This is a genomic window from Pseudomonas sp. PH1b (assembly GCF_000633395.1).
GTDB lineage: Bacteria > Pseudomonadota > Gammaproteobacteria > Pseudomonadales > Pseudomonadaceae > Aquipseudomonas.
Window position 1 is genome coordinate 95,418 of record NZ_AYMU01000003.1, and the last position, 23,627, is coordinate 119,044.

Genomic DNA, 23,627 nt, shown 5'->3' on the forward strand with positions numbered 1-23,627 from the left:
GATGACCAAGATCGAAAACTACCTGCACGAGTTCCTGCTCGTGTTCTTTGTCAATCGGCGCCTGATCAAGCGGGTGTTCCTGGGTTTCGCCGTGGTCGCGCTGCTGCTGCCGCTGGTACTCAAGCAGAGCTTCGAGATCACCGCGGAAGTCATCGTGCAGTCCAAGAAACTGTCCCAGACCGACGCCAACACCATGCTCACCCCGGACAGCGACAAGTTCATTCCGCCATCCCTGGCCGACATGGAGACCGAGAGCAACATCCTGCGTTCGCCGACCCTGATCCGCACCACCATCGACCAGTTGCGTAGCGAGGGCCAGTTCGGTGGCAGCGAGGGCCTGTTGACCCGGCTGATCGTCAAGCCGATCCGCAATGGCCTGATCGACCCGCTGCGCAACCATGTGATCAACCCGGTGCGTGGCTTCTTCGGCCTGGCCGTGGACCCGGTGCGCGACACCAGCCTGGATGCCTTCACCGACCAGGCGGTCAAGGACCTGAAGATCGGCACCCTGCCCGGCTCCAACGTGATCTCCATCGTCTACGCCAGCCCCAACGCCGCCGAAGGCACGCGCTTCGTCGAGCGCCTGCTGGCCAACTACCTGAAGAACCGCCAGGACCTGCAATCCAACGAACTGCCCGAAGCCTTCTATGAACAGAAGAAGGCCCAGTACCAGTCGCGCCTGGATGACCTGGAAGGCAAGCGCCAGGCCCTGCTGGAAGCGGCCCACGCCTCCGACCCCAAGGAAGAGATCACCTTCCGCCTGAACGCCATCAACACCGAGGAACAATCCCTCAACGGCTACCGCGACCAGGCCCTGGAGAACCAGCGTCGCCTGGACTACCTGCAAAAGAACCTGGCCGCCGCGCGCAAGGGCAGCCTGACCGACTACACCTTCCCCTTTGCCTTCGCCAACACCGTGGACAACGTGGCTTATGAAGACCGTGAGATCAAGCAACTGGGCGAGCAACTGACCAACCTGGTCAGCCAGTACGGCACCACCGCCGATACCTATCGCGCCGACAGCGTGCCGATGCAGCAGCAGCGCGAGCAGATCACCCGGGCCCGCGCGCAATTCCTCAAGGTCGTGGAAAACCGTGTGCGCGAGCGCAGCAGCGACCTGCAGATCACCCAATCGGTCATTGCCCAGAAGACGGCGCGAATCAACGAATACAAGACCCGGGTGCGCGACCTGCAAGAAGTCCTGAGCAAGCTGCGCCAGCTGGACACTGAAATCGATGCCTTGCACAAAGCCTTCTTCACCTACACCCAGCGCTACGAAGAGAGCCGTGGCGAACGGATGATCAGTGGCGAGCTGTCCAACGCGCGGGTCCTCAGCCAGCCTTACGAACCCAGCGAAGCAGCGTTTCCCAAGCCGATGCTGATCATTCCCCTGGGCCTGCTCACCGGCCTGCTGTTGGCCATCGCCCTGGGTTATGTCTACGAGTTCTTCGACCACCGCTTCAAGCACCCGGCCCAGGTCAGTGATCACCTCGGCCTGCCGGTGCTGATGGTGCTCAATGCGGTCGAGGAGCAGCAGGTCAACCCCTACCCGCGCTGGACCTGGCGCTGGGCCTGGTATTGGGCCAAGCAGTGAGCGACCTGAGCATGGCCGCACAGCCCATCGTGCACCTGATCCACAGTGGCGGCTTCTACGGTGCCGAACGCATGCTGCTGGATCACTGCCGGGTCACACCGGGGCAGCACCGGGTGGTGTTCCTCAACGCCCCCGATGCCCTGTTGGCGCGTTTCACCGATGCCGGCGTACCGAGCCACAACTGCCGGTGCCTGAAGAGCCTGCTGGCGCACCTGCGGCAACAGCCGGGGCTGCTCAACGCGCACAACTTCAAGGCCCAGGTGTTTGCCTGGGTCTGCGCCCGACGCCTGCACCTGCCCCTGGTCCTGACCCAGCACGGCTTTACCCCGCGCAGCCTGAAACAGAAGCTCTACACCTGGACCAGCCTGCGCCTGTGCCGCAGCCGGCAGGTACGCCGGGTCGCCTGCGTGGCCCAGAGCATCGCCCAGTTGCACCTGCAGGCTGGGGTGGCCGAGAGCAAACTGCTGGTGATCCCCAATGGCCTGCCGGAGCTTGCGGTGGAACTGCCCACGGCCCCTGCAGCGCCATTGCTGCGCAGTGAAGTACGGCGCGAGGAACTGGGGCCCCTGGTGGGGTTTGTCGGCCGCCTGAGTGCGGAAAAAGGCCCGGACCTGTTCCTCGACGCACTGATCGCACTGTGTCACCAGCGCCCGGAGCTCAAGGCCGTGCTGCTCGGGGATGGCGAGCAGAACCAGGCCCTGCGCCAGCGTATCGAAGAGGCCGGGCTGGCCCTGCGGATCCTGTTGCCGGGGTACCAGCAGGACATGCAGCCCTGGCTCAAGCGCCTCAATGTGCTGGTGCTCAGTTCGCGCACCGAAGGCACCCCGATGATTCTGCTCGAAGCCATGCAGGCCGGCACCCCGGTGGTGGCCTTCGCCGTGGGCGGGATTCCCGATGTGCTGCAGCACCGGCACAACGGCCTGCTGGCCAAACCCGAGGACAGTGCCGACCTGGAGCGGCAGATCGGCCAACTGCTGGATGACCCGGCCCTGGGCGAGGCACTGGCCCAGGCCGCCCGCGCCACGCAGCGCAAGCACTATCACCTGCCGACCCTGGCGCAACGCTGGGATGAGCTGTACCGCGTTGCCAGAGAGGCCACCCCGGTATGATCGCCGCACCTTTTCTCGGGCTCCTGCTGGGCCTCGCCAGCTTGCTGCTGCTCGCCAGCCCCTGGCCGTTTCTGGCGCCGCTGGTGGTGGTCGGGCTGTTCGGCCTGGCCCTGCTCTATCGCCGGCCCGGCTGGGGCCTGCTGGGGATCTGCGCCCTGGTGCCCTTCGAAGGCCTGTTCAAGGACAGTGCGTTTTCCGGGGCCAAGCTGCTGGGCGCCTCGCTGATCCTGATCATGCTGTTCAAGCTGCTGTTGCGGCAGATCCCCGACACCCGACTGCGCAGCAACCTGTGGCGGGCCCTCGGCCCGTTCCTGCTGTGCCTGCTGCTGAGCCTGATGTACAGCGAGAACCTGCTGGTGTCCCTGGACAGCCTGCGGGAGCTGGCGGTAGGCCTCGTGCTGTTCTTCGTCACCCTGCTGATCGCCCGCGAAGTCAACCTGCTGATGCTCTGCCGCCTGCTGGCGGTGAGCGTGGCGATCACCTGCGTGATCGCCCTGGTTTCCGCCAAGTACCAGGTCGGCGGCCGCGCCATCGGCCTGTTGCAGGATGCCAACTACTTCGCCTTGCTGATCGCCATGGCAGTGCCGCCGGCGATCTTCCTCGCCCTGCGCTCACCCTACTGGCCGGTGCGGCTGTTCTGGATCGGCATCAGCCTGACCCTGATGGCCGGGATGACCAAGACCGACTCGCGCTCGGGGCTGCTGGTGGTGCTGTTCACCCTCGCCATCGGTGCCTGGCACTACCGCGACCGGCTCAAGGGCCTGCGGCCCAAGCACCTGGGGTTCGCCATGTTCGCCGTGGCGATCATCGTACCGGTTGGGATTGCCGTGCTGCCGGCGGACTACGTGGCCCGGATCCAGTCCCTGGGCATGCTCAAGTCCGGCGCCCATTCCGCGGACACCTCCCTGGGCCGGCGCACCTCCTACCTGGTGGTGGGCGGCCAGATGATCCGCGAAAACCCACTGCTGGGCTCGGGCCTGGGGACCTTCCCGATCCACTACGCGCAGACCGGTTTCGCCAGCAGCTTCTCGGAAAACATGAACGAGCCGGACCTGTTCCGCCGGGCCCACAACACCTACCTGGAACTGTTCAGCGAACTGGGCATTCCCGGCGGCCTGAGCTTTGTTGCGCTGATGCTCATGGGCCTGCGCAACTTCGAGCGGGCGCGCCTGGCATTCCTCGCCCGGGGCCAGCGCGAACAGGCCGACATCGCCACCCACCTGGGCCTGAGCCTGCTGGCCCTGGCGGTCTTCCTGCTGTTTCTCAGTGCGCCGAACCACAAGTACCTGTGGATTTTCCTGGCCCTGTCCAGCGTGCTGCGAGTGCAGGCCGAGCAAGCCTCGACGCATCCCGGCCCTAGCTGATCCGGCGCGCCCCGTGGCCGCGGGCCAAGCGCCCTCCACACCCGCCCGGCCTAGCGCCCTTGGGGGTCGGGCACGCCCTCGGCAACGGCCGCAGGCACAGGAAGCAGACCGCAGAACCCAGCGCCGTGACCCGGCGCCCATGACAACAACGCAATCTGGCCAAGGGAGGCAAAGATGCAAAGGATCAGCGTGATAGTGCCCATGTACAACGAGGCGCGTCACATCACCCGGACCCTGGACAGCGTGATTCGCGCGGCCAGGGCCGCCGCCGTCGACTGCGAATTGATCGTGGTCGACAACGGCTCCACCGATCGCGGCCCGCAGCAGGCCCGGGAACGGGGGGCGCAGGTCCTGCTGTGCCCCGGCATCAGCATCGGTGCCCTGCGCAATCGCGGGGCCGCGGTGGCCACGGGCGACTGCCTGGCGTTTCTGGATGCCGACATCGAGGTCCCCGGCAACTGGCTGCAACTCTGGCAGCAGACCCTGGAGCAACAGCGCGCGGAGGTCTTCGCCCTTGATTGCGCCGCCCCCGAAAGCGCGCCCTGGTTCGCCCGGGCCTGGCAACGTCGCAGCCTGGCTGCGGGCGGCCAGGCGCGCCTGCTGCAATGGATGCCGACCCCCAACCTGTGCCTGCAACGCATCTGGTTCGAGCGTGTCGGCGGCTTCGATGAACAGCTGCGCACCGGCGAGGACAAGGATTTTGGCCTGCGCCTGCACGCGGCTGGCGCCCGGCAGTTGAGCCTGCCACAGCCCCAGGTGTTGCACTGGGGCTTCGAAGGCAGTTGGGGTGAATGGGCCGGCAAGGAACGCTGGCGCCAGGGCAGCCATGTGCAACTGCTCAAGGGCAGCGGTTTCAATTGGCGCCTCTTGCGCTTCCCGCTGCTGTGCCTGGCCTGCGCCGCCCTGAGTGCGCTGGCCTTGCTCGGCCTGCTGCTGGGCCGGCCGGGCATGGCCGCTCTGTGCCTGCTGAGCGGCGCTCTGGCGCCCCTGGTCCTGGCCTTGCGCCAGGGCCTGCGGCAACGCGACCCGCTATTCGTCCTGCAACTCTGGCTGCTGCACTGGGTGCGCCTGCACCTGGGCGCCGCGGCCCTGGTTCAGGGTCTGTTCAACCGTTCTGCAGTGAGACCTGACCGTGGCTAAAACAATTTTCTGGCTGTGCCTGCTACTGCCCGTCTATGCCTGGGTCGGCTACCCCTTGCTGCTGGCCCTGCTCAGCCTGTTCGTCAAGCGCCGCCCCGAGGAACAGGGGCCGCCCCTGTCGGTCAGCGTGATCATCGCCGCGCACAACGAAGGCCCGCACATCGAGCACAAGCTGCGCACCCTGCTGGCGCAGGACTACCCGGCCACGGACCTGCAGATCATCCTCGCCAGCGATGGCTCCAGCGACGACACCGTGGCCACGGCCCTGGGCGTGCGCGACTCGCGGGTAGTGGTCCTGGACCTGCCTCGGGTGGGCAAGGCCGGGGCGTTGAACGCCGCGGTGGAACTGGCGCGCAATGACATCCTGGTGTTCACCGATGCCGACAATCAATGGTCCAACGACACCTTGGGCAAGCTGCTCGCGCCCCTGGCCGACCCCCAGGTCGGGGCCTGTGGCGGGCACATGATCATTCCCGATCCGGGGCACAACCTGAGCCTGGGCGACAGCCTGTACCGCCACTACGAAGCCTGGCTGCGCCAAGCGGAAAACCGCACCGGCTGCATGGTCTCGGCCGACGGCGCGCTGCTGGCCCTGCGCCGGGAGCTGTTCCAGCGGATTCCGCCACAGGTCAACGATGACTTCTTCCTCAGCACCTGCGCCCCGGTGGCGGGCAAGCGCATCGTCTATGTGGAAGAGGCCCAGGTCCTGGACCAGGGCGTAGACGAAGCCGGCAAGCAGTTCCGCCGGCGCATCCGGGTCACGGTCGGGGGCCTGCAGAGCCTGGCCCAGCGCCGCGAGCTGATGAATCCCTGGCGTCACGGCGCCTATGCCATCGCCCTGATCAGTCACAAGCTGATCCGCCGCCTGGCACCGGTGCTGTTGCTGCCGCTGCTGCTCAGCAGCCTGTTGCTGTGGAACGCTGGGGCCTTCTACAGCCTCAGCCTGATCGCCCAGGTGCTGGGCTACGGGGCCGGGGTGCTGGGGCTGCTGGACAGTCGCGGGCGATTGCCCAAGGTGTTTCGTCTCGCCGGCTTCGTGCTGGTGACCCTGGCCGGCATGAGTGTGGGCCTCTGGCAATTTCTCCGCGGGCAGCACTACGCCCAGTGGAACCCACAACAGAACCGCTGACATGACCCTCAAACAATCCTTCAAGCGCGTGCTCGGCAGCGCTTACCTGCACAGCCTCGGGCGCGCCCGCCTGAGCGATGCCGGGGTGGTACTGATGCTGCACCGGGTGCTGGCCGATTCCAGCGCCGCGGCCAAGCCCCACCGGGCTGCCCTGTGCGTCGGCCAGAAACAGTTCGAACAGTTGCTGCGCTGGCTGCGCCGGCATTTCGACTGCGTGCCCCTGCAGCAGCTCCTGGAGCTCCCCGGCGGCGACCGGCCGCAGGTTGCGCTGACCTTCGACGACGGCTGGCGCGACAACGCCGACATCGCCTATCCGCTGCTGGAACGCTACGAAGTGCCGGCGAGCATCTTCCTCTCCACCGATTTCATCGGCAGCCACCAGGGCTTCTGGTGGGAATCCATCGGCGAAACCCTGTGGCAGCCGGGCCAAGGCGCAGCCCTCCAGCCCTTGCTCGCGCAGCTGCAGGAGCTGCAACTGACGCCACCGCCGAGCCTGCTGCAGCCCGGCACCAGCGATGCGCGCAGCCGTGCGCTCGCCAGCTACTTGCAGCGCCTCAAAGGCCTGGCGCCAGAAACCTTGCAAACCCTCGCCGACAGTTGCCCCGACACTGGCGCCCCCCAGAGCCTGGACTGGGCCCAGGTCAAGCGCCTGGAGCGCTCCGGGCTGGTGCGCTTCGGGCCCCATGGGGCCAGCCACGGCATTCTCACCCGCCTCGACACAGCGGCATTGCGCGCCGACCTGCTGCGCTCCCATGCCACACTCCGGGAGCATTGCCAGGCACCGCTGGCGGTCTACTGCTACCCCAATGGCGACCACAGCCCTGAGGTGCGCGCTGCGGTGGCCGAACTGGGCTATCGCTACGCCCTGGGCACCCGGCCCGGCCTGATCGAGGCCGAAGGCAATCCGGCGCTGGCCCTGCCCCGTATCGATGTCAGTCACGCCAGCGCCGCGCACCCCGGTCTCCTGGCCTGGCGCCTGCTCCAGGGGGCACGGGCATGAAGCGCGGCGGCTACCTGTGGCACCTGGCGCTGAGCATGGGCACGCGCCTGGCGATGATCGGCCTGCGGCTGCTGCGCAACGTGTTGCTGGCGCGCTTGCTGGGGCCGGCGGACCGTGGCCTGTTCGCCCTGCTCAGCACCCTGCCGGACCTGATCGCCGCCCTCACCAGCGGCGGCCTCAATACCGCCGTTGGCTATGACGCCGCGCGCCAGCGGCCCATGGGCCTGCTGCTGACCCAGGTGCTGGTCTATGGCTGCCTGCTGGCCAGCCTGTTGACCCTGGCGGGCCTGGCACTGATGAACACCGTCGGCAGCCAGTGGGACCTCAGCCTGCAACTGGGGGACCTGGCCTGGCTGTTGCTGCTGGCAGTGCCGATTACCGTGCTCAAGAGCGGGCTGTTGACCCTGCACAACGCCGATGGCCGGGTCGAGGCCTTCAACGCCTTGCGCCTGCTGGAGTCCCTGGTGCCGCTGCTGCTGTTCGTCGGCCTGTGGTGGATCTGGCGCGACCAGCCGCTGTCGGCCGCCGTGCTCAGCTGGCTGGGCGGTACCTTGCTGGTGGTGGTGGTCGGCTGGTGCTGGCTGGCGCGCTTTCATGACCTGCGCCTGCGCTGGCAGACCGGGGAACAAGGCAAGCTGTTGCGCTACAGCGCCCAGAGCCACCCGGGGGTGCTGTCCCAGCAACTGATGTTGCGCTCGGACTATCTGTTTATCGGCGCCCTCCTCGACCCGGCCGCCCTGGGCTGGTATGCCATGGCCAGTGCCGCCGCGGAACTGCTGCTGATCATTCCCGAAGCGGTGACCACGCCCCTGATGAAGCGCCTGCTGCAACAGGGCGCCGGTATCGAGCAGCTCACCTCCCTGGCACTGCGCCTGACCGCCACGGTGATGCTCGGCGCCTGCCTGAGCATGGCGCTGATCGGCCAATGGCTGATCGTCACCCTGTTCGGCGCCGATTACGCCCCGGCCTACAACGCCTTGCTGGCCCTGCTGCCGGGGCTGTTCGGCCTGTGCTACGCGAGCATCCTGCGCCTGGACCTGCTGGGCAAGCAGCGCCCCGGCAGCCTGTCGCTGCTGCTGGCCGGCGGCGCGCTGCTGAACCTGGCCCTCAACGCGCTGCTGATTCCCCACCTGGGCATCGTCGGCGCCGGCCTGGCTTCGTCCATCGCCTACCTGGCGGTGAGCCTGGTGATGCTCGGCCTGTATTGCCAGCTCAGCGGGGTGGCCTGGTATCGCACCCTGTTCCTGCTGCCCGAGGACCTTGTCTACCTGCGCCAATTACTGCGCCCTAAGGAAAAGCGTCAATGAAACCCTGTTCCCTGCTCGCCCTGACATGGCTCTGGGCAGCCTCATCCCTGCACGCGGCGCCCATGCAATGGGGCGACATCCGCGACGGCAGCCTGTACCTCCAGGCCGACACCGCCGACACCCTGCAACTGCGCTGGAGCCCGGCCTGGCAAAGCGACGCCAACCAGGAGCAGCTGTACCTGCTGGCCCCAGACGGCCAGTTGCTGCAACAGCTGGAGATTCGCGCCGACCAGCCCTACGGCCAGCGCGACGTGCCGCTCCCCGCCGCCCAGGGCGACTACCGACTGCAGGTGCCAGGCTATAGCTTCCGCAACTTCAAGGTGTTCCACGACAGCGCCACCCGTGCCCAGTTCGAGCCGGCCAAGGTGCACTTCAGTGCCGACGTGCCCAGCGGGGTCGAGCTGTACTTTCGCGTGGCTGCAGGTGAGCAAGCGGTGCTGGCCGGCAAATACTACGGCGGAGTCAGCGTGCTGCAGGCGGTCCGGCTGAGTGACGGCCAGCGGGTGCGCCTGCAGCTCGAAGAACACCCGCAATACGGCGAGTTCGACCAGGTGGCGCTGCCCGAGGCCCCGCAGGACGAAATCTGGCGCCTGTCCCTGGGTGGCTCGGGCAAGGTCGGCTTCTGGCTCGACGGCAGCGCCAACCTGTTCGCCCAGGACCTGCGCCAACTGCACCCGCTGCAATGGACCCCGGCGCAGGTCGAGCTCAGCCTCAAACCGCAAGTGCGTGGCCCCAGCCCGCAATTGGGGATCGCCCTGCCCTACGCCGAACCACCACCGTCGACCTTCGAACTGTTGCGCGCCCTCGGCCCGCGGGCGGCCAACTTCTACAGTTTCGTCGATGTGATCAAGGCCGAGCCCGAACGCGAGCTGAGTTTTCGCAAGCTGTACCGCGAAACCTTCGGGATCGATCGCGACATCACCCTGCTGGCGGGCACCGGACGCCGTGCGGTGCTGGATGCCGACAGCACCAGCTTCGCCGGGCTCGACGCCTGGCTGGCCGACAGTGTGCGCTTGGGCAACCAGGGCCTGCACTACCTGGCCTTCGCCGACGAGCCCAACCTCAACTACCCCAGCTATGGGGCGTTTGCCAGCTACTTCACGCGGATGCTGGAGCACACCAAGGCCAACCCCGAGGCCCGGGCGGCCGGCGTGCGGATCGCCATGCCGGCGAGTTCCCGGCTGCTGGACGGGCCGTTCCGGATCGGTGCCGGGCAGCGCCGCGGCATCGACTGGGCGCGGCAACTGCTGGCCGAGCACGGCCACGACATCGATGCCCTGGCCTGGCATGAATGGATGGTCCGCGACCTGCTGGCCACCCGCCGCTACCGCAACAGCGTGCGCGCCGCCGCCGACCTGGTGGGGCTCGACGAACAGGGCCGGCCGCGCAAGGCCCTGCTGCTGAGCCAGACCAACATCTCCAGCGGCCCGGACCTCAGCCCCTATCAGCAAGACACTCACTATGCCGCCCTGTGGTGGGCCTCGGTGGTGATCAACGCCTCCCAGGATGGCCTGCTGGACATGCTCAACTGGTTCCAGGCCGCCGATGAGCCTGAGTACCCCAAGGGCATGCTGGCCCAGCGCAACGGCCAGAGCTTCAGCCTGAAACCGGTGGCGGTGGCTCAGCAGTTCATCCAGCAGCACTGGCTGGCGCAGGTCCAGGCCCTGGACAACCCGGCCTTCGAAGTCGACGCCCTGGCCCTGCAGGATGGCCGGCGCCACAGCCTGCTGGGGGTGGCCAAGACACCCCGCGCCCAGACCATCGCGCTGAGCGGCGCGCTGCAGATCTGCCAGTCCGGCCCGAGCCTTGCCCTGCTCGGCCCCGACGGTCGCAGGCGCAGCGCTGAGGTGCAGTGCAGCGATGGCCGAGCAGTGTTCCAACTGCCCGGTGAAACCCTGTTTGCCTTGACCTGGAAAACCCTATGATTCGCTTGACCGGCCTGCTGGCCAAAATCCGCCGCAAGGGCCTGCGTGGCAGCCTGCGGGTGTTCTGTGAACGCTTCTTCTATTACCACTGGGAACTGCTGACCCTGGAACGCTCCCTGGCCTTGCCGGTGCCCTGCCCGATCAATCCCAGCCGCTGGCCCCAGGTGCGCATCACCAGGGAGCTGCTGCCGGCCTTCGACAAGTACTTCAAGGCCCAGTTGCCGGCGATCCGCGGGTTGCTCGACAAGGGCAGCCGCGGCAGCGCGCACCTGGACGAAGACGGCAACGTGATGATGATGGTCTGGATCAGTGAACGCGACTACTACGATGATCAACTGTACCGCTGCTGGATGCGCATACCGCCCGGCTGCCTGTACCAGTTCGCCGGTGAATGCGCGCTACCGTTCCGCGGTTCGGGGGTGGTGATCCTGGCGCAGAAGATGCTCTGGGACGAGTACCGCGAGCGCGGTTTCAAGGCTACCCGGGCCCTGGTCAACGTGCGCAACGAGCCGGCCCTGAAGATGCACATGCGCCTGGGCTTCCAGGAGGTCGGCGAATCCCTGCATGTCTATTGCCTGCTGCGCTGCCTGCATTTCCACCGCCGCCGCCCTTATCACCAGACGCGCCTGCATCACCTGCGCCGTGGGCGCCTGGCCCCGCCACAGGGCGCGGCCAGCCAGTCCGACAAGGAGCACTCGTGAACCTGCGCTGGCAATGGTGTACAAGCCTCACCGCCGAAGATTTTCCCGTGGGCGCCTATGAACAGCTGCGCCAGGGGGTCGAGCAGGCAACGCCGTTCAACCGCCTGAGCTGGCTGCGGGGCGCCCAGCAGGCCCTGAACCCCTCGCAGCAGCTGCAGATTTTGCTGGGCTGGCAGGAGCAGCGCCTGGTGCTCTGCCTGCCGCTGGTGCGCAGCCGCGAATCCAGGGCCGGCCTGGCGCTGCAAGTGGTGCGTCACTTGGGGCATCCCCTGAGCGACCGCCTGGCGCTGCTGGTGGCAGACCCGGCGCACGACGCCATGCCCGAGGCGCTGCGCAGGATCCGCCGGCAGTTGCCCCACGACCTGCTGCAACTGCATGAGCTGGTGCAGGCCGAGGGCCTGCTGGCGCCTTGGTGCCGGGCCAGCAGCTACAGCGACCAATCCCTGAGCTGTCGCGCACCGGAGCACCTGATTGTCGACAGTGACCGCGGGGAAGCCACCGGCACCTTGCGCTATGAACTGCGCCGGGCGAAGAAGCGCTGCGGGGAAATCGACGCCCGGGTGGTGCGCCTGGCGCCCCAGGCCGATGCCATGGACAGCGTCCTGCAGAGGCTTTGCGAAGTGGAACAGGCCAGCTGGAAAGGCGCCGACGGCCTGGGGATCTTCTCCGGCGAGCAGCGCCAGCAATGGATGCACACGGCCCTGTGCGGCCTGGCTGTCGAAGGCTGCGTCCGGGTGGTGATGCTCGAGCACCAGGGGCGCTGCATCAGCTATCGCCTGGGCCTGTTGGAACAGGGCCGACTGTATGACTACAACATCGCCTTCCTGGCCGACTACGCCAACCTGGGCAGCGGCCGGCTGCTGCTGGACGAATGGATCCGCTGGGGCCTGGACGAAGGCTGGCAGTGGGTCGACGCCTCCCGGGTCAGCCTCAGCCGCTCCAGCCACCAGTTGCATGAACGCATGAGCGGCGTGGTCGAGCACCAGCGCTGGAGCTTCTACTCCTGGCGCCCCCGGGGCCTGCTGGCGGGCGTCGCCGAACGCCTGTGGCAGCAACTCAAACCTCGCCTCAAGGCCTGGCGCGACCGGCGTCAGGCCATCACTGAACAAGGGGCTCGCCCATGAAACACAACTTGGCTGCCAGCCACGCGCACCGCGTCATCGTCAACGCCGACGACTTCGGCCTCGACCCGGACTACAACCAGTTGACCCTGCGCGCGTTCAAGCGCGGGGTCATCAGTTCCGCCACGCTGATGGCCAACATGCCGGCCTTCGAGGATGCCTGTCGCCTGGTCCACGAGCATGCGCTGCTGGGACGTATCGGCTTGCATTTCAACCTGACCTACGGCGCGCCCCTGAGCGTGGCCATCCGTGCCCAGCCGCTGTTCTGCAATGCCCAGGGCCAGTTCGACCTGGAAGTGCCGCGCTCGGCCCTGCGCTTGCCGGCGGCGGCGGTCGAGGCGGTGCAGCAGGAACTGCAGGCACAGTGGCAGCGCTGTCTCGACCAGGGCCTGCGCCCGAGCCATATCGACTCCCACCAGCACGTGCACAACCTGTGGCCGATTGCCCCGATCGTCGCACGCTTCGCCGCCCGGCAAGGGGTGCCGGTACGCCTGGCACGCAACGTGGGCGGCAATATCGGTCCGCTCAAATGGCTGTTCAAGAGTGCCTTGAACCGGCGTATACGCTGGTTGTCCGGGCAGCCGCCAAGCGCGGTATGCACGCCCCGGGACCTGCTGGAGGGCTTTCGCCCCTCAGGGCTGGTGGAAGTGGTGGCCCACCCAACGCAATGGGCCGATGGCGATTTCGGCGACGACTATCTTCCGCCTGAACAATCCCTGGAACAGTTGCTCAACCAGGCCTTGCCCCACCATCAACGGATTGCCTACAGCGAGCGATAAAGGACGAACAGAAGGCAGGAAAAGATTATTAGCTCCCTACTGAAATTAATCGACGGTTAATCCTGCCGCTCGACACTGAGCTTGACCGCGCTGACTCAGAATATTCTGACGCATTGCGCGGCAAGTTCTGTGCCTGTTCGGGCGCAAAACTGACGTTCAGTCTGTCTTGGAGAACCGCCATGAATCTGCGTACCGGATTGACCGCTGCCTTGCTGCTCAGCGCCCTCAGCGGGCTGGCCCAGGCCGACAGCACGGTGGCCGTGCCCTACCACTACGGCATGCCGCTGCACGTGGCCAAGGTGATCTCGATGAGCGAGCCCGATACCGCTGATTGCAAGGTCATCACCGCCGACATGAAGTACATCGACAATACGGGCAAAGCTGAGGAAATCACCTATCGCAAGATGTCCCAGGCCTGCGACTACCAGAACTGAAGCCGGTCGCTGGAGGGCGTATTGCCGTCACCTCCCTCCTGGTCAGGGCAGGCTGGTCTGCCCGGGCACGTGCCGGGCCCGTGACCACCTTGCCAGCACACGATCCCCAGCCACCGCAGGTACGCTTGCGGTGGCCGCTTGCAAGAGGATTGTTTTCCGGCAACAGCAACGCGGTCAGTGCACGCGCCTGGCAGCGGCCAGCAAGCTGGGATTATGGGCCAGGTCGTAACGCAACTCGGCGATCAGCTCGTTGATCTCGCGACAGCCATTGAGCAGCGAAGCATCGATGCCGGTGACCAGCAGGTCGACCCGGTCGGTATTTTGATCTGCGAAGACTTTCACCGTCATCGACAGGTCTGGACTCAAGGTGCATTGACAGCGCTTGGGCAGAAAGCTGCTTTCAATGATGTTGCGCAATTCCAGGGCAGATAAAAACATGGCGACTCTCTCCTTTTCTCGAGACGGCCAATAATTGGCAAACCGCTGCACAGCAGTGACGTCCGTGTTCGTGGGTGTTCCCGGCTCGGCCTTGGGTTCCTTGCAGACCAAGCCAAGTTACAGACTAAGCCGCTTTGCCGACCCTGCTAAATTCGATTTCGCTCTGAGCACCGGGCTTTACGGCTTGAATCGGCGGAGGCCATCAACCACCTATCCATTTGCGTGCCAGCTGAGGCTCTGCAAAGCGGTGTTCGACCACCGGGCCTTGGGTTGAAGAGGCAGGAAACGTGCCTGCCTTGCCCTTGGCGACACCACCAGGCAAATCAAGGTGTTGAGCAAATTCGCTGCGGCAGTGCCCATGCAAAGTGCAAGAAATGCCCCCGTCAGCCGGGCAAAATGCCCTGTCACGCAACCTGCGTTTGCAGGAAGGCGACGGCGCCCTGCAGAATGCCCGGGACAATTTCTCACCCGAATGGCACCCGATCGGGTGCAAACGCTGTTCACTGTTCCAGATTCCATCAGCCAGGAGGCACCATGCGTCCGATTGCCCTTACCACCGCGGCCCTGCTCTCGGCCCTGTCCGTGCAGGCCCTGGCCGCCACGCTCGAAGACACCGCGCCCTACCCCAAGGCCGAGGACGGTTTCACCCGTCAGGTCATCCACCTGCCCAAGCAGCAGCATGAAGACCGCTACAAGGTCGAGATTCTCGCCGGCAAGACCCTCACCGTGGACTGCAACCGACAGCGTCTGGGGGGCAACCTGGAGGAAAAGAACCTCGAAGGCTGGGGTTATCCCTACTATCGCCTGGAGCAGGTCAGCGGCCCGGTGAGCACCAAGATGGCCTGCCCCGATGGCCAGACTCGCCAGGACTTGGTGCCGGTGATCGGCGACGGCTTTGTCCTGCGCTACAACAGCAAACTGCCGATCGTGATCTATGCGCCCAAGGACGTGGAAGTGCGCTATCGCCTGTGGAGCGCTGCCGACAAGGTCCAGCAGGCCCGCCAGGAATAACCCGTTCTCATGCCAGGAGCTCGCCCTTGATTACCTGCCACGTCAGATATGTGATCGATCCTTACCAACTGGCCGAGTTCGAGGCCTATTCCAAAGCCTGGATCGCCGTGGTCAGGCGCCTTGGTGGCACCCACCATGGTTACTTCCTGCCCTCCGAAGGCGCCAGCAACATTGCCTATTGCCTGTTCAGCTTTCCCTCGCTGGCAGACTATGAAGCCTATCGCCAGGCGGCCCTGAGCGACGCCGAACGCGTGGCCCTGGTGGCTTCTGTGGTGGAGAAGAAATTCATCCTCAGCTACGAGCGCAGCTTCCTGCGGCCATTGCTGTCCTGACCCGCCGCTGAAGGCACAGGCCCGAGCTCCGGCTTGCCAGCCATGCACTGGCCAGCCGGGCACCCGCGAGGAGCGCCTTGGCCAGCCCTGCCCTCCGCACACGGCACAGCCTCCACAGAGATTGCCTCAAGCCTGCAGCGCCAGCTCCTGGGAACGGCACAAGGCGGCGCGCTCGGCCACATGACGCAAACTGTCGAAGTTGATATTGGCCCCCGAATCAATGGCCACCAGGGTCTGCCCCCGCGCCCCGGTCTGGGCGACGTATGCCTTGATCCCGGCCACCGCCAGGGCCCCGGAGGGTTCGGTGATCGAGCGGGTATCGTCGTAGATGTCCTTGATCGCCGCACACAGCTGGTCATTGCTGACGCTGATCACCTGGTCCACATGGTGCCGGCAGACCTGGAAACCGTGCTCGCCGATCTGCGCCACCGCGACACCGTCGGCAAAGCTGCCCACCGAAGGCAGGATCACCCGTTCGCCCGCCGCCAGCGCCTGCTGCAGACAGTTGGAGTGCTCGGATTCGACACCGATGATGCGGATTTCCGGACGCAGGTATTTGACGTAGGCGGCGATCCCGGCGATCAGCCCGCCACCGCCCACCGGGACGAAGATCGCATCCAGCGCGCCTTGCTGCTGGCGCAGGATCTCCATGCCCACGGTGCCTTGCCCGGCAATCACATGGGGGTCATCGAAGGGTGAGACGAAGGTGCTGCCCGTGCGCTCGGCGAGGTTCAGGGCATGGGCCAGGGCAAAGGGGAAACTCTCGCCGTGCAACAGCGCCTCGGCACCGCGACTGCGCACCCCCTGCACCTTGAGCTCGGGGGTGCTGGCGGGCATGACGATGCAGGCCTTGATTCCCAGCTCACGCGCCGCCAGCGCCACGCCCTGGGCATGATTGCCGGCGGACGCGGTGATCACCCCGCGCTGCCTCTGCTCGGCGCTCAGTTGCACCAGGCGGTTGTAGGCACCGCGGATCTTGAAGGAAAAGGTCGGCTGCAGGTCTTCACGCTTGAGCAGCACCTGGTTGCCCAGTTGCTGCGACAGTGCCGGTGCAGCCTGCAACGGCGTGCAGAGCGCCAGGTCGTAGACCGGCGCGGCGAGAATCATCTTCACGTAGCGCTCCAGCAAGGCCATGTCGGCAGAGGGCTGGGGCGTGCTGGCGGGACGGCTGGGGCGGTTCATGAGGGTTCTCCTGGCTGTGTTCGAAGCCCGGGAGACAGAGAGAAAAAACCCGCCTCCAGGGCGGGTTGGGTGCAGTCGTCAGCAAGCCCGCCAATAAGGAATGGCGGTAATAATGCTTGGCTGGGAACGAAAGGCTTGGAAAGTCATGGGCAGAAACTAGCGAATCCAGCGTCCAGCCGCAAGCCTCTTTCTTGCCGCTCGCCGCCCGCCGCTTGAGCTGAATTATACGATTCATATATGATTCGTATATTCACTCCAGAGGGTTTTCCGTCACATGGGCATCGTCAAGATCTCCGATGAACTGCACGAACAACTGCGCATGGCCAGTGCCGCCATGGACCGCTCGATCAACGCCCAGGCCGAGTTCTGGATCAAGATCGGCCTGCTGGCCGAGCTCAACCCGCACCTGACCTACAACGATCTGGTCAACAAGCTGCTGTTGAACAAACCCGACCTGCTCAGGGGGCGCCCATGACCCAGGCGCTGATCAAGTCTGCGCAACAGCTGGCGCTGATGCGCGAGTCCGGGCGCCTGCTGGCCCAGGTGTTCACCTTCCTCGATGGTTTTGTCGCCGCCGGGCTGTCGACCCTGGAGCTGGACGCTGCGGTGGAGCACCTTATCCGCCATGAACTCAAGGCGCGCCCGGCCAGCAAGGGCCAATACAACTACCCCTACTGCATCAACACCTCGATCAACGAGGTGGTGTGCCACGGCATGCCCCACGCCAAGGCAGTGCTCAAGGACGGTGACATCGTCAACATCGACATCACTCTGGAAAAGAACGGCTACATTGCCGACTCCAGCAAGATGTACCTGATCGGCAGCGTCGGTCCCAAGGCCCAGCGCCTGGTGACCAGCACCTTCGAGGCCATGTGGGCGGCGATCCAGGTGGTGCGTCCCGGCGCCCGCCTCGGCGACATCGGCCACGCCATCCAGTCCCATGCCGAGGCCAAGGGCTATAGCGTGGTCCGCGAATACTGCGGCCACGGCATTGGCCGACAGATGCACGAAGAACCGCAGATCCTGCACTTCGGCCGTCCCGGCACCGGCCTGGAACTGCGCGAAGGCATGGTCTTCACCATCGAGCCGATGCTCAACCAGGGCAGCGCCCGGGTGCGCGGGCTCAAGGACGGCTGGACCGTGGTCACGCGTGACAACGCCCTCTCCGCCCAATGGGAACACACCATAGCGGTCACCCGGGACGGCTACGAAGTGCTGACCCTGCAACCGCAGTAGGACCTATGGCCGCCTGGCAGCGGCGCCGCGCCATGGGCATGGCCCCTGCCAGCGCACCAAGACCTGCAACAGCGGCCAGGCGCTTCACCAGGCCTGGCCGCGACGCTTGAGTTCCAAGCGGCGGACGAACTCCTCCAGCACCAGGGCATACAGGTCGTCCTGCAGGTAGGCGTCCTCGATGCCGGCGTCGAGGTTGGGGTTGTCGTTGACTTCGATCACCACCACTTGCTCGCCCGACTGCTTGAGGTCGACCCCGTAGAGACCGTCGCCAATAAGGTTGGCGGTCTTCACCGCCAACTCCACCACCGCTCGCGGCGCTTCATGGATCGCCAGGGTGCGGCATTCGCCATTGATGTCCTGGCCCTTGGCCTTGTGGTTGTAGATCTGCCAGTGGCCCTTGGACATGAAGTACTGGCAGGCAAAGATCGGCTTGCGGTTGAGCACGCCGATGCGCCAGTCGTACTCGGTGTAGAAGAACTCCTGGGCCAGCAGCAGCACCGAATGCTCGAACAGCTCGGCGGTGGCCTCCAGCAATGCCTGCTGGCTTTCGACCTTGATCACCCCGCGGGAGAAACAACCGTCGGGAATCTTCAGCACCAGGGGGAAGCCCAGGCGCTCGCCGACCCGCTCGAAATCCTGCGGTCGCTCCTTGTAGAGGATCTCGGTGGCGGGCATGCCCAGTTGATGCCCCTTGAGCAGATCGGTGAGGTAGACCTTGTTGGTGCAACGCAGGATCGAGGTCGGATCGTCCATCACCACCAGCCCTTCGCTTTCGGCTTTCTTGGCGAAGCGATAGGTGTGGTTGTCGACGCTGGTGGTCTCGCGGATCAGCAGCGCGTCGTACTCGGCGAGGCGCGAGTAATCCTTCTTCTCGATCAGTTCGACATCGATCCCCAGGCCCTTGCCGACCCGGATGAAACTGTCCAGGGCCCGGGCGTTGGACGGCGGCAGCGCTTCCTCGGGATCGTGGAGAATCGCCAGGTCATAACGGGCCAGCCGTCGGGACCTGGGAAGCCGCCAGACCTTGCGGCTGAAACTGTCCAGGGAGTTGGCGAACTGATCTTCCTGGTCATCTCGCAACTTGTGCAGCGCACCGGACTTCACCCCTTCTATATGCCAGCCGTTAGTTCGTTTGAAATCAACTAGCAGAATTGGACAGGGGAACAACTCGAACAACTGGCGCGCCAACTCCTGCAACGGTTCTATATGTGTCCTGCCGAAATAAAGAGTCAGGGTAAAACCTTCGGTGTCGCTGTAGAGATGATTGCTCAGGGCTTTTTCCAGGGTTTTATCCAGGTCATCCAGGGCCAGCCCGTACAGGGCCTTGCGGGTCAGCTCGCTGATGGTGCGCACCGAGGGAATCACCCGGTGGCCGCGGGCCTCGGCCAGCAGCGAACAGTAATAGCCGTGCCCCAGGTACTTGTAGCTGCGGCACAGGTTGATCACCTGGACCCGCTTGCCCGGCTCGTGCTCGCGACTCTGTTCCAGGTATTCCTGGGCCGTGAGAATGCCTTCGCTGGGAAAGTAGGACGCCCAATCTTCCTTGCGTTCGACAATGATGATGACTTGGCTGGAGACCTTGTCGACCGCAGGAAATAAAATCGGTGAAGTGATTGCCGCCGGCAAACTTTGCTCGGATACTTCTCGCCAATGACCTTGTACCGCTGACATAAAGTTCGCTCTCGCTGAAGAACCTGACCCTTTCTATTAAGCACGAACTTTTTTTGAAGTCTCGTTTCGTTACGCAACTTTTACGGCGGTCATATGGATCTTGTCTTTCGCACTGCAACCCCCGACGATCTGGCGGCGCTGGTGGCCCTGGAACAGCAATGTTTCACCAGTGACCGACTGACGCCACGCAGCTTCCAGTGGATGATCAGCCGGGCCCACGGCCAACTGCTGGTGGCCCAGCACCAGGAACGGTTGCTGGGGTATGCCCTGGTGCTGTTTCATCGCGGCACTTCGCTGGCGCGCCTGTACTCCATCGCCATTGCCGCCGACACCCGCGGACTCGGCGTCGGCAAACGCCTGCTGCAGCAGATCGAGGCCTGTGCCTTGGCCCATGACTGCGCCTACCTGCGCCTGGAAGTGCGCAGCGACAACCCGGCAGCGATTGCCCTCTACGAACGCCACGGCTACCGGCGTTTTGCCCGGATCCACGACTACTACGAAGATCATGCCGATGCCCTGCGCCTGGAAAAGCGCATCCTCGAGCACCGCGAGAGCCGCAGCATCCGCGTGCCCTACTACCCGCAGACCACCGACTTCACCTGCGGTCCGGCCTGCCTGCTGATGGCCATGGCCGCCCTGCACCCGTCACGGCCCCTGGAACGGCGTGAGGAACTGCAGATCTGGCGCGAAGCCACCACCGTGTTCATGACCGCCGGCCACGGCGGTTGCAGCCCCCAGGGGCTGGCCCTTTCGGCCTGGCGCCGGGGCTTTGCCGTGCGCCTGCAGGTCAACAGCGCCGGTCCGTTGTTTCTCAATGGCGTGCGTGATGAGCACAAGAAAGACGTGATGCGCCTGGTCCACGATGAATTCTGCAAGGACTTGGACGCCAGTGATGTCCAGCAAGCGCTCGGCGGCCCCCTGGACCTGCCGCGGTTGCTCAGCGAAGGGGGCCAGCCCCTGGTGCTGATCAGCAGCTACCGGCTGACCCGTTCCAAGGCCCCCCATTGGGTGGTAGTCACCGATTGCGATGAAGACTTCGTCTACCTGCACGATCCGGATGTCGACCACAGCCAGCATCGCCAGGCGATGGATTGCCAGCACCTGCCAGTCAGTCATGCCGAATTCGACAAGATGTGCAGTTTCGGCAGCAACAAGCTGCGGGCCGCGGTGGTGCTCTCCTCACCCGCCCGCCATCCACCAGAGGCCGCTTGCCAGTGAAGGCGCGCTGAAGCTCCCGCGGCCTCTTGGTCAAGGGGCCCCTGACCAGGGTTGGCGCGCCAAGGTCTAGCCGGGTGCGCAGGGTTAGTCCAAGCCGACCTTGTACAGGGTGCCCTGGTCCTCGTCGGTGAGAATGTACAGGTAGCCATCCGGCCCCTGGCGCACATCACGGATCCGCGCCTTGAGATCGCCCAGCAGGCGCTCTTCATGTTCGATCCGATCGCCGTCGAACTGCAGGCGGATCAGTTCGCGACTGGCCAGGGCGCCAATGAACACATTGTGCTGCCAGGGCTTGAAGCGATCGCTGTCGTAGAAGGCCATTCCACTGATACCGGGGGATTTTTCCCAGACGTGGTGCGGGGCCACGGTGCCGGGCGCCGTCTGGCCACCGGCCTCGGCAATCGGCTGGCCGGAATAGTCGATGCCGTGGGTCGCCAGGGGCCAGCCGTAGTTCTTGCCACGCTCGATGAGGTTGATCTCGTCACCGCCCTTTGGCCCGTGTTCGTTCTCCCACAAGGTGCCGCTCCAGGGATTGAGCGCCGCCCCCTGCGGGTTGCGATGGCCGAAACTCCAGATTTCCGGGCGCACCCCGGGGCGGCCGACGAAGGGATTGTCATCTGGCACCCGGCCATCCGGGTACAGGCGCACGATCTTGCCCTGGAGCTTGTCCAGGTCTTGGGCGGTGGCACGCTCGTTGTTTTCCCCGAGGGTAATGAACAGGTAGCCATCGCGGTCGAACACCAGCCGTGAACCGAAGTGGTTACCGGTGGACAGCTTGGGTTCCTGGCGGAAGATCACTTGGAAGTCGTTGAGCCCGCCGAGGTCATCAGCCAGGCGTCCACGGCCCACCACGGTGCCGGCGGTGCCTCCCGTGCCACCACCCTCGGCGTAGGACAGGTAGACCAGGCGGTCCTGCTTGAAGTCCGGCGACAGCACCACATCCAGCAGGCCGCCCTGGCCGTTGGCCCAAACCTGGGGCACTCCACTCAAGGGCGCCGACAGCTTGCCCTGGGGGCTCACCAGCCGCAGGCTTCCGGACCGTTCGGTGACCAGCATGCCCTGGTTGCCCGGTAAAAAGGCCAGGGCCCAGGGATGGTTCAAGCCCTCAACCAGCGGGGTCAGGTGCACGGTGCCCTGCTCACTGGGAAATGACTGGCTGCTGGCAGCCGAGGCCGCTCCTGCAACGCCCAGCAGGACACTGGCGCACAGCCCGGCGAAAAAGGTTTTACCCAACATGCTCGCTTCCTTCTGTGGATCACAATCCATGGCCGCTGCGCGTGAACCAGCCGCCGGTTCGACACAAGGGCGCCTCAGCGCCGGTTGCTGTTATCGGTATCACGAGGGTTCTGCACCTGGGGGGCGGGGTTGGGCTGCTGCGCCCCGCCCCGCGGGTAGCCATTGCCGATGCCGCCATTTTCCAGGGTTGGCGGCCGCCCGATCGGCACGGTATTGGGCCCGCGCACGGGCGGCCCAGCGGGCTGAGTGCCCTGCATGCTATTGGGATTGGCCCGCCGGATCGGGTTGCTGTAGGGGTTGTTGTTGCCACTGTTGGGCAGGTTCTGCACCAACTGCAGCGGGCCCTGGACCTGGCTGGAGGCAGGCGTGCCGCCACTGCCGGCCGAGGCTGCGCCAACGCTGCAACTGAGTGCGATGAATGCGGCAAACCCGCGAGCCAGAGTGTTCATGACAAGTCTCCTGAGGAGCGACAAGGTATCGGATTCGATTCCACGCTACGCCCAGGGTTCGGCTTTGTTAACTAAATAAACCGTCAGAACATGTAACACCGGCTGCCGGCAGGGAGGCAGGCGCCAGGCGAATGAACCGGCCGGCACCTGCAAGCTCGGAAGTTGCAGGTGCCGGCCGGCGGAGATAGCCCGAAGGGCAGAAGAATCAGATGTAGATGAACAGCAACAACAAGGCCGCGAAGATCGCCCATTTTTCCAGGTAGTAGCGCGTGCGGTTGCGCTTCTTGAGCTCTTTGCCCCGCAGGCGGATCTTGTACAGCTTGGTGAAGGCCCGGTTCAGTCCGCCGGTCTTGTCGCCGGCATCGTTCGGCGAACCGGCCGCCGACATCACCGTGCGGCTGAACCAGCCGTTGAACGCCGCGGCCCAGCGATACTTCATCGGCCGCTCGACATCGCAGAACAGAATGATGCGGTTCTGCTCGGTGGTGTTTTCCGCGTAATGGATATAGGTCTCGTCGAACATCACCGCTTCGCCATCGCGCCAGTGATAGCGCTCGCCGTCAACTTCGATGTAGCAGCCTTCGTTGTTGGGCGTGGACAACCCCAGGTGATAGCGATAGGAACCGGCATAAGGGTCACGGTGGCGCACCAGTTTCGAGCCTGGGGGCAGCTCGGCGAACATCGCCGCCTTGATCGAGCCGATGCTCTGCACCAGTTCGGTGGTGCGCGGGCACAGTTTCATCGCCGACGGATGGCTGTCGCCGTACCACTTCAGGTAGAAGCGTTTCCAGCCGGTCTTGAAGAAGGAATTGAACCCCACGTCGTTGTATTGGTCCGATCGTTTGATCGCGCCGGCCTGCATCAGGTTCTGACCTTCGGCGCGGATCTCTTCCCAGTGCTCCTGGAGCTTATTCATCTCGGGAAAGTCGGCGGGATCGAGATACGGCCGGTTGGGAAACTTGGAGAACAGGTAGAGAAAGCAGTTGATGGGGGCCAGAAAGGTTGAGTGATCACTCAGTTGGCGTCCCAGTTTGTGGCGCACGCGCCCCCGCAGGTGTACGTACGCAATGGATAAAACGTATACAGCGGCAATGATGAGTTTCACGGAAATTGTCACACTTCAGAAGAGAGCGTGCTGCGCCTCTAAAACCCCGGGAGGGGCAGAAGGCAAATGGCAGCGTCTGAGTTGAAAAAAAACGTGATCGGCGATCGTCTTGGTCGCCGATCCGACCCTCGGCGTCCGGCCGTCGG

At 65.0% G+C, this 23,627-nt stretch carries 22 protein-coding genes and 1 pseudogene; 17 read left to right on the plus strand and 6 right to left on the minus strand.

Going from position 1 to position 23,627, the window contains the following annotated elements; translation table 11 throughout:
• The first annotated feature begins 1 nt into the window (after position 1).
• The 12 genes from U873_RS0105990 (at position 2) to U873_RS0106045 (ending at position 13,603) form a co-directional block, all read left to right on the plus strand.
• Positions 2 to 1,594, plus strand: coding sequence for an LPS biosynthesis protein (locus U873_RS0105990; protein ID WP_025127374.1), 1,593 nt, complete (start codon positions 2 to 4; stop codon positions 1,592 to 1,594).
• An 11-nt stretch (positions 1,595 to 1,605) separates the two neighbouring features.
• The gene (locus tag U873_RS0105995) at positions 1,606 to 2,703 is read left to right on the plus strand and encodes a glycosyltransferase family 4 protein (RefSeq protein ID WP_029978188.1); all 1,098 of its coding nucleotides are present in this window, start codon (positions 1,606 to 1,608) and stop codon (positions 2,701 to 2,703) included.
• Entirely contained in the window at positions 2,700 to 4,067 is a 1,368-nt protein-coding gene (locus tag U873_RS0106000; RefSeq protein WP_025127376.1) for an O-antigen ligase, read from the plus strand. Before U873_RS0105995 ends, U873_RS0106000 begins: the two co-directional genes overlap by 4 nt.
• 174 nt (positions 4,068 to 4,241) lie before the next feature.
• Complete coding sequence (locus U873_RS0106005) at positions 4,242 to 5,207, plus strand: glycosyltransferase family 2 protein (protein WP_025127377.1); 966 nt, start codon at positions 4,242 to 4,244, stop codon at positions 5,205 to 5,207.
• Entirely contained in the window at positions 5,200 to 6,336 is a 1,137-nt protein-coding gene (locus tag U873_RS0106010) for a glycosyltransferase (RefSeq protein WP_025127378.1), read from the plus strand. Before U873_RS0106005 ends, U873_RS0106010 begins: the two co-directional genes overlap by 8 nt.
• A 1-nt stretch (position 6,337) precedes the next feature.
• The gene (locus U873_RS0106015) at positions 6,338 to 7,336 is read left to right on the plus strand and encodes a polysaccharide deacetylase family protein (protein ID WP_025127379.1); all 999 of its coding nucleotides are present in this window, start codon (positions 6,338 to 6,340) and stop codon (positions 7,334 to 7,336) included.
• The gene (locus tag U873_RS0106020) at positions 7,333 to 8,643 is read left to right on the plus strand and encodes an oligosaccharide flippase family protein (RefSeq protein ID WP_025127380.1); all 1,311 of its coding nucleotides are present in this window, start codon (positions 7,333 to 7,335) and stop codon (positions 8,641 to 8,643) included. The genes U873_RS0106015 and U873_RS0106020 overlap by 4 nt, the downstream gene beginning before the upstream one ends.
• On the plus strand, positions 8,640 to 10,568 hold the full coding sequence (locus U873_RS0106025; RefSeq protein ID WP_025127381.1) for a hypothetical protein: 1,929 nt from the start codon (positions 8,640 to 8,642) through the stop codon (positions 10,566 to 10,568). The genes U873_RS0106020 and U873_RS0106025 overlap by 4 nt, the downstream gene beginning before the upstream one ends.
• Positions 10,565 to 11,269: a hypothetical protein gene (locus U873_RS0106030; RefSeq protein WP_025127382.1), complete on the plus strand. Its 705-nt coding sequence runs from the start codon at positions 10,565 to 10,567 to the stop codon at positions 11,267 to 11,269. Before U873_RS0106025 ends, U873_RS0106030 begins: the two co-directional genes overlap by 4 nt.
• Positions 11,266 to 12,393, plus strand: a complete 1,128-nt coding sequence (locus tag U873_RS0106035; protein WP_025127383.1) for a GNAT family N-acetyltransferase — start codon at positions 11,266 to 11,268, stop codon at positions 12,391 to 12,393. The genes U873_RS0106030 and U873_RS0106035 overlap by 4 nt, the downstream gene beginning before the upstream one ends.
• Positions 12,390 to 13,169 carry a ChbG/HpnK family deacetylase gene (locus U873_RS0106040; protein ID WP_025127384.1) on the plus strand — a complete coding sequence of 260 codons (780 nt, stop codon included), beginning with the start codon at positions 12,390 to 12,392 and terminating at the stop codon, positions 13,167 to 13,169. Before U873_RS0106035 ends, U873_RS0106040 begins: the two co-directional genes overlap by 4 nt.
• Positions 13,170 to 13,348: 179 nt before the next feature.
• The gene (locus tag U873_RS0106045) at positions 13,349 to 13,603 is read left to right on the plus strand and encodes a DUF2790 domain-containing protein (RefSeq protein ID WP_025127385.1); all 255 of its coding nucleotides are present in this window, start codon (positions 13,349 to 13,351) and stop codon (positions 13,601 to 13,603) included.
• Positions 13,604 to 13,777: 174 nt separating this feature from the next.
• Here the strand turns inward: U873_RS0106045 and U873_RS0106050 are convergent, their stop codons facing one another.
• Positions 13,778 to 14,041 (minus strand): DUF1652 domain-containing protein, encoded by a 264-nt coding sequence (locus U873_RS0106050; RefSeq protein ID WP_025127386.1) that lies wholly within the window; start codon positions 14,039 to 14,041, stop codon positions 13,778 to 13,780.
• A gap of 534 nt (positions 14,042 to 14,575) precedes the next feature.
• Between U873_RS0106050 and eco the strand changes: the two genes are divergently transcribed.
• Positions 14,576 to 15,052, plus strand: coding sequence for a serine protease inhibitor ecotin (gene eco, locus U873_RS0106055; RefSeq protein ID WP_025127387.1), 477 nt, complete (start codon positions 14,576 to 14,578; stop codon positions 15,050 to 15,052).
• 26 nt (positions 15,053 to 15,078) lie between these two features.
• Positions 15,079 to 15,384 carry an NIPSNAP family protein gene (locus U873_RS0106060; RefSeq protein WP_025127388.1) on the plus strand — a complete coding sequence of 102 codons (306 nt, stop codon included), beginning with the start codon at positions 15,079 to 15,081 and terminating at the stop codon, positions 15,382 to 15,384.
• 144 nt (positions 15,385 to 15,528) lie between these two features.
• On the opposite strand, the pseudogene ilvA reads toward U873_RS0106060, so the two are convergent.
• Positions 15,529 to 16,566: pseudogene (gene ilvA, locus U873_RS0106065) on the minus strand (threonine ammonia-lyase, biosynthetic); the annotation flags it as partial.
• A 274-nt stretch (positions 16,567 to 16,840) separates the two neighbouring features.
• Between ilvA and U873_RS0106070 the strand changes: the two are divergent.
• Both U873_RS0106070 and map read left to right on the plus strand, forming a co-directional pair.
• Positions 16,841 to 17,041 carry a ParD-like family protein gene (locus U873_RS0106070; RefSeq protein ID WP_025127390.1) on the plus strand — a complete coding sequence of 67 codons (201 nt, stop codon included), beginning with the start codon at positions 16,841 to 16,843 and terminating at the stop codon, positions 17,039 to 17,041.
• On the plus strand, positions 17,038 to 17,802 hold the full coding sequence (map, locus tag U873_RS0106075; RefSeq protein WP_029978193.1) for a type I methionyl aminopeptidase: 765 nt from the start codon (positions 17,038 to 17,040) through the stop codon (positions 17,800 to 17,802). The genes U873_RS0106070 and map overlap by 4 nt, the downstream gene beginning before the upstream one ends.
• Before the next feature lie 84 nt (positions 17,803 to 17,886).
• On the opposite strand, the gene U873_RS0106080 is transcribed toward map, so the two are convergent.
• Positions 17,887 to 19,473 (minus strand): RimK family protein, encoded by a 1,587-nt coding sequence (locus U873_RS0106080; protein ID WP_025127392.1) that lies wholly within the window; start codon positions 19,471 to 19,473, stop codon positions 17,887 to 17,889.
• A 93-nt stretch (positions 19,474 to 19,566) separates the two neighbouring features.
• On the opposite strand from U873_RS0106080, the gene rimI reads away from it, so the two are divergent.
• Positions 19,567 to 20,691 (plus strand): ribosomal protein S18-alanine N-acetyltransferase, encoded by a 1,125-nt coding sequence (gene rimI / locus U873_RS0106085; RefSeq protein WP_025127393.1) that lies wholly within the window; start codon positions 19,567 to 19,569, stop codon positions 20,689 to 20,691.
• An 84-nt stretch (positions 20,692 to 20,775) separates the two neighbouring features.
• On the opposite strand, the gene U873_RS0106090 is transcribed toward rimI, so the two are convergent.
• From U873_RS0106090 to lpxO, 3 genes are all read right to left on the minus strand, one after another.
• Complete coding sequence (locus tag U873_RS0106090) at positions 20,776 to 21,927, minus strand: PQQ-dependent sugar dehydrogenase (protein WP_025127394.1); 1,152 nt, start codon at positions 21,925 to 21,927, stop codon at positions 20,776 to 20,778.
• Between the two features lie 74 nt (positions 21,928 to 22,001).
• Positions 22,002 to 22,376, minus strand: coding sequence for a hypothetical protein (locus U873_RS0106095; protein ID WP_025127395.1), 375 nt, complete (start codon positions 22,374 to 22,376; stop codon positions 22,002 to 22,004).
• A 205-nt stretch (positions 22,377 to 22,581) separates the two neighbouring features.
• Positions 22,582 to 23,481 carry a lipid A hydroxylase LpxO gene (gene lpxO / locus U873_RS0106100; RefSeq protein WP_025127396.1) on the minus strand — a complete coding sequence of 300 codons (900 nt, stop codon included), beginning with the start codon at positions 23,479 to 23,481 and terminating at the stop codon, positions 22,582 to 22,584.
• Between the last annotated feature and the right edge of the window lie 146 nt (positions 23,482 to 23,627).

Bases quoted from the DNA above. Each gene is read 5' to 3' on its own strand.
- U873_RS0105990 (WP_025127374.1), top strand. From the start codon at position 2: ATGACCAAGATCGAAAACTACCTGCACGAGTTCCTGCTCGTGTTCTTT.
- U873_RS0105995 (WP_029978188.1), top strand. From the start codon at position 1,606: ATGGCCGCACAGCCCATCGTGCACCTGATCCACAGTGGCGGCTTCTAC.
- U873_RS0106000 (WP_025127376.1), top strand. From the start codon at position 2,700: ATGATCGCCGCACCTTTTCTCGGGCTCCTGCTGGGCCTCGCCAGCTTG.
- U873_RS0106005 (WP_025127377.1), top strand. From the start codon at position 4,242: ATGCAAAGGATCAGCGTGATAGTGCCCATGTACAACGAGGCGCGTCAC.
- U873_RS0106015 (WP_025127379.1), top strand. From the start codon at position 6,338: ATGACCCTCAAACAATCCTTCAAGCGCGTGCTCGGCAGCGCTTACCTG.
- U873_RS0106020 (WP_025127380.1), top strand. From the start codon at position 7,333: ATGAAGCGCGGCGGCTACCTGTGGCACCTGGCGCTGAGCATGGGCACG.
- U873_RS0106025 (WP_025127381.1), top strand. From the start codon at position 8,640: ATGAAACCCTGTTCCCTGCTCGCCCTGACATGGCTCTGGGCAGCCTCA.
- U873_RS0106030 (WP_025127382.1), top strand. From the start codon at position 10,565: ATGATTCGCTTGACCGGCCTGCTGGCCAAAATCCGCCGCAAGGGCCTG.
- U873_RS0106040 (WP_025127384.1), top strand. From the start codon at position 12,390: ATGAAACACAACTTGGCTGCCAGCCACGCGCACCGCGTCATCGTCAAC.
- U873_RS0106045 (WP_025127385.1), top strand. From the start codon at position 13,349: ATGAATCTGCGTACCGGATTGACCGCTGCCTTGCTGCTCAGCGCCCTC.
- U873_RS0106050 (WP_025127386.1), bottom strand. From the start codon at position 14,041: ATGTTTTTATCTGCCCTGGAATTGCGCAACATCATTGAAAGCAGCTTT.
- eco (WP_025127387.1), top strand. From the start codon at position 14,576: ATGCGTCCGATTGCCCTTACCACCGCGGCCCTGCTCTCGGCCCTGTCC.
- U873_RS0106070 (WP_025127390.1), top strand. From the start codon at position 16,841: ATGGGCATCGTCAAGATCTCCGATGAACTGCACGAACAACTGCGCATG.
- map (WP_029978193.1), top strand. From the start codon at position 17,038: ATGACCCAGGCGCTGATCAAGTCTGCGCAACAGCTGGCGCTGATGCGC.
- U873_RS0106080 (WP_025127392.1), bottom strand. From the start codon at position 19,473: ATGTCAGCGGTACAAGGTCATTGGCGAGAAGTATCCGAGCAAAGTTTG.
- rimI (WP_025127393.1), top strand. From the start codon at position 19,567: ATGGATCTTGTCTTTCGCACTGCAACCCCCGACGATCTGGCGGCGCTG.
- U873_RS0106090 (WP_025127394.1), bottom strand. From the start codon at position 21,927: ATGTTGGGTAAAACCTTTTTCGCCGGGCTGTGCGCCAGTGTCCTGCTG.
- U873_RS0106095 (WP_025127395.1), bottom strand. From the start codon at position 22,376: ATGAACACTCTGGCTCGCGGGTTTGCCGCATTCATCGCACTCAGTTGC.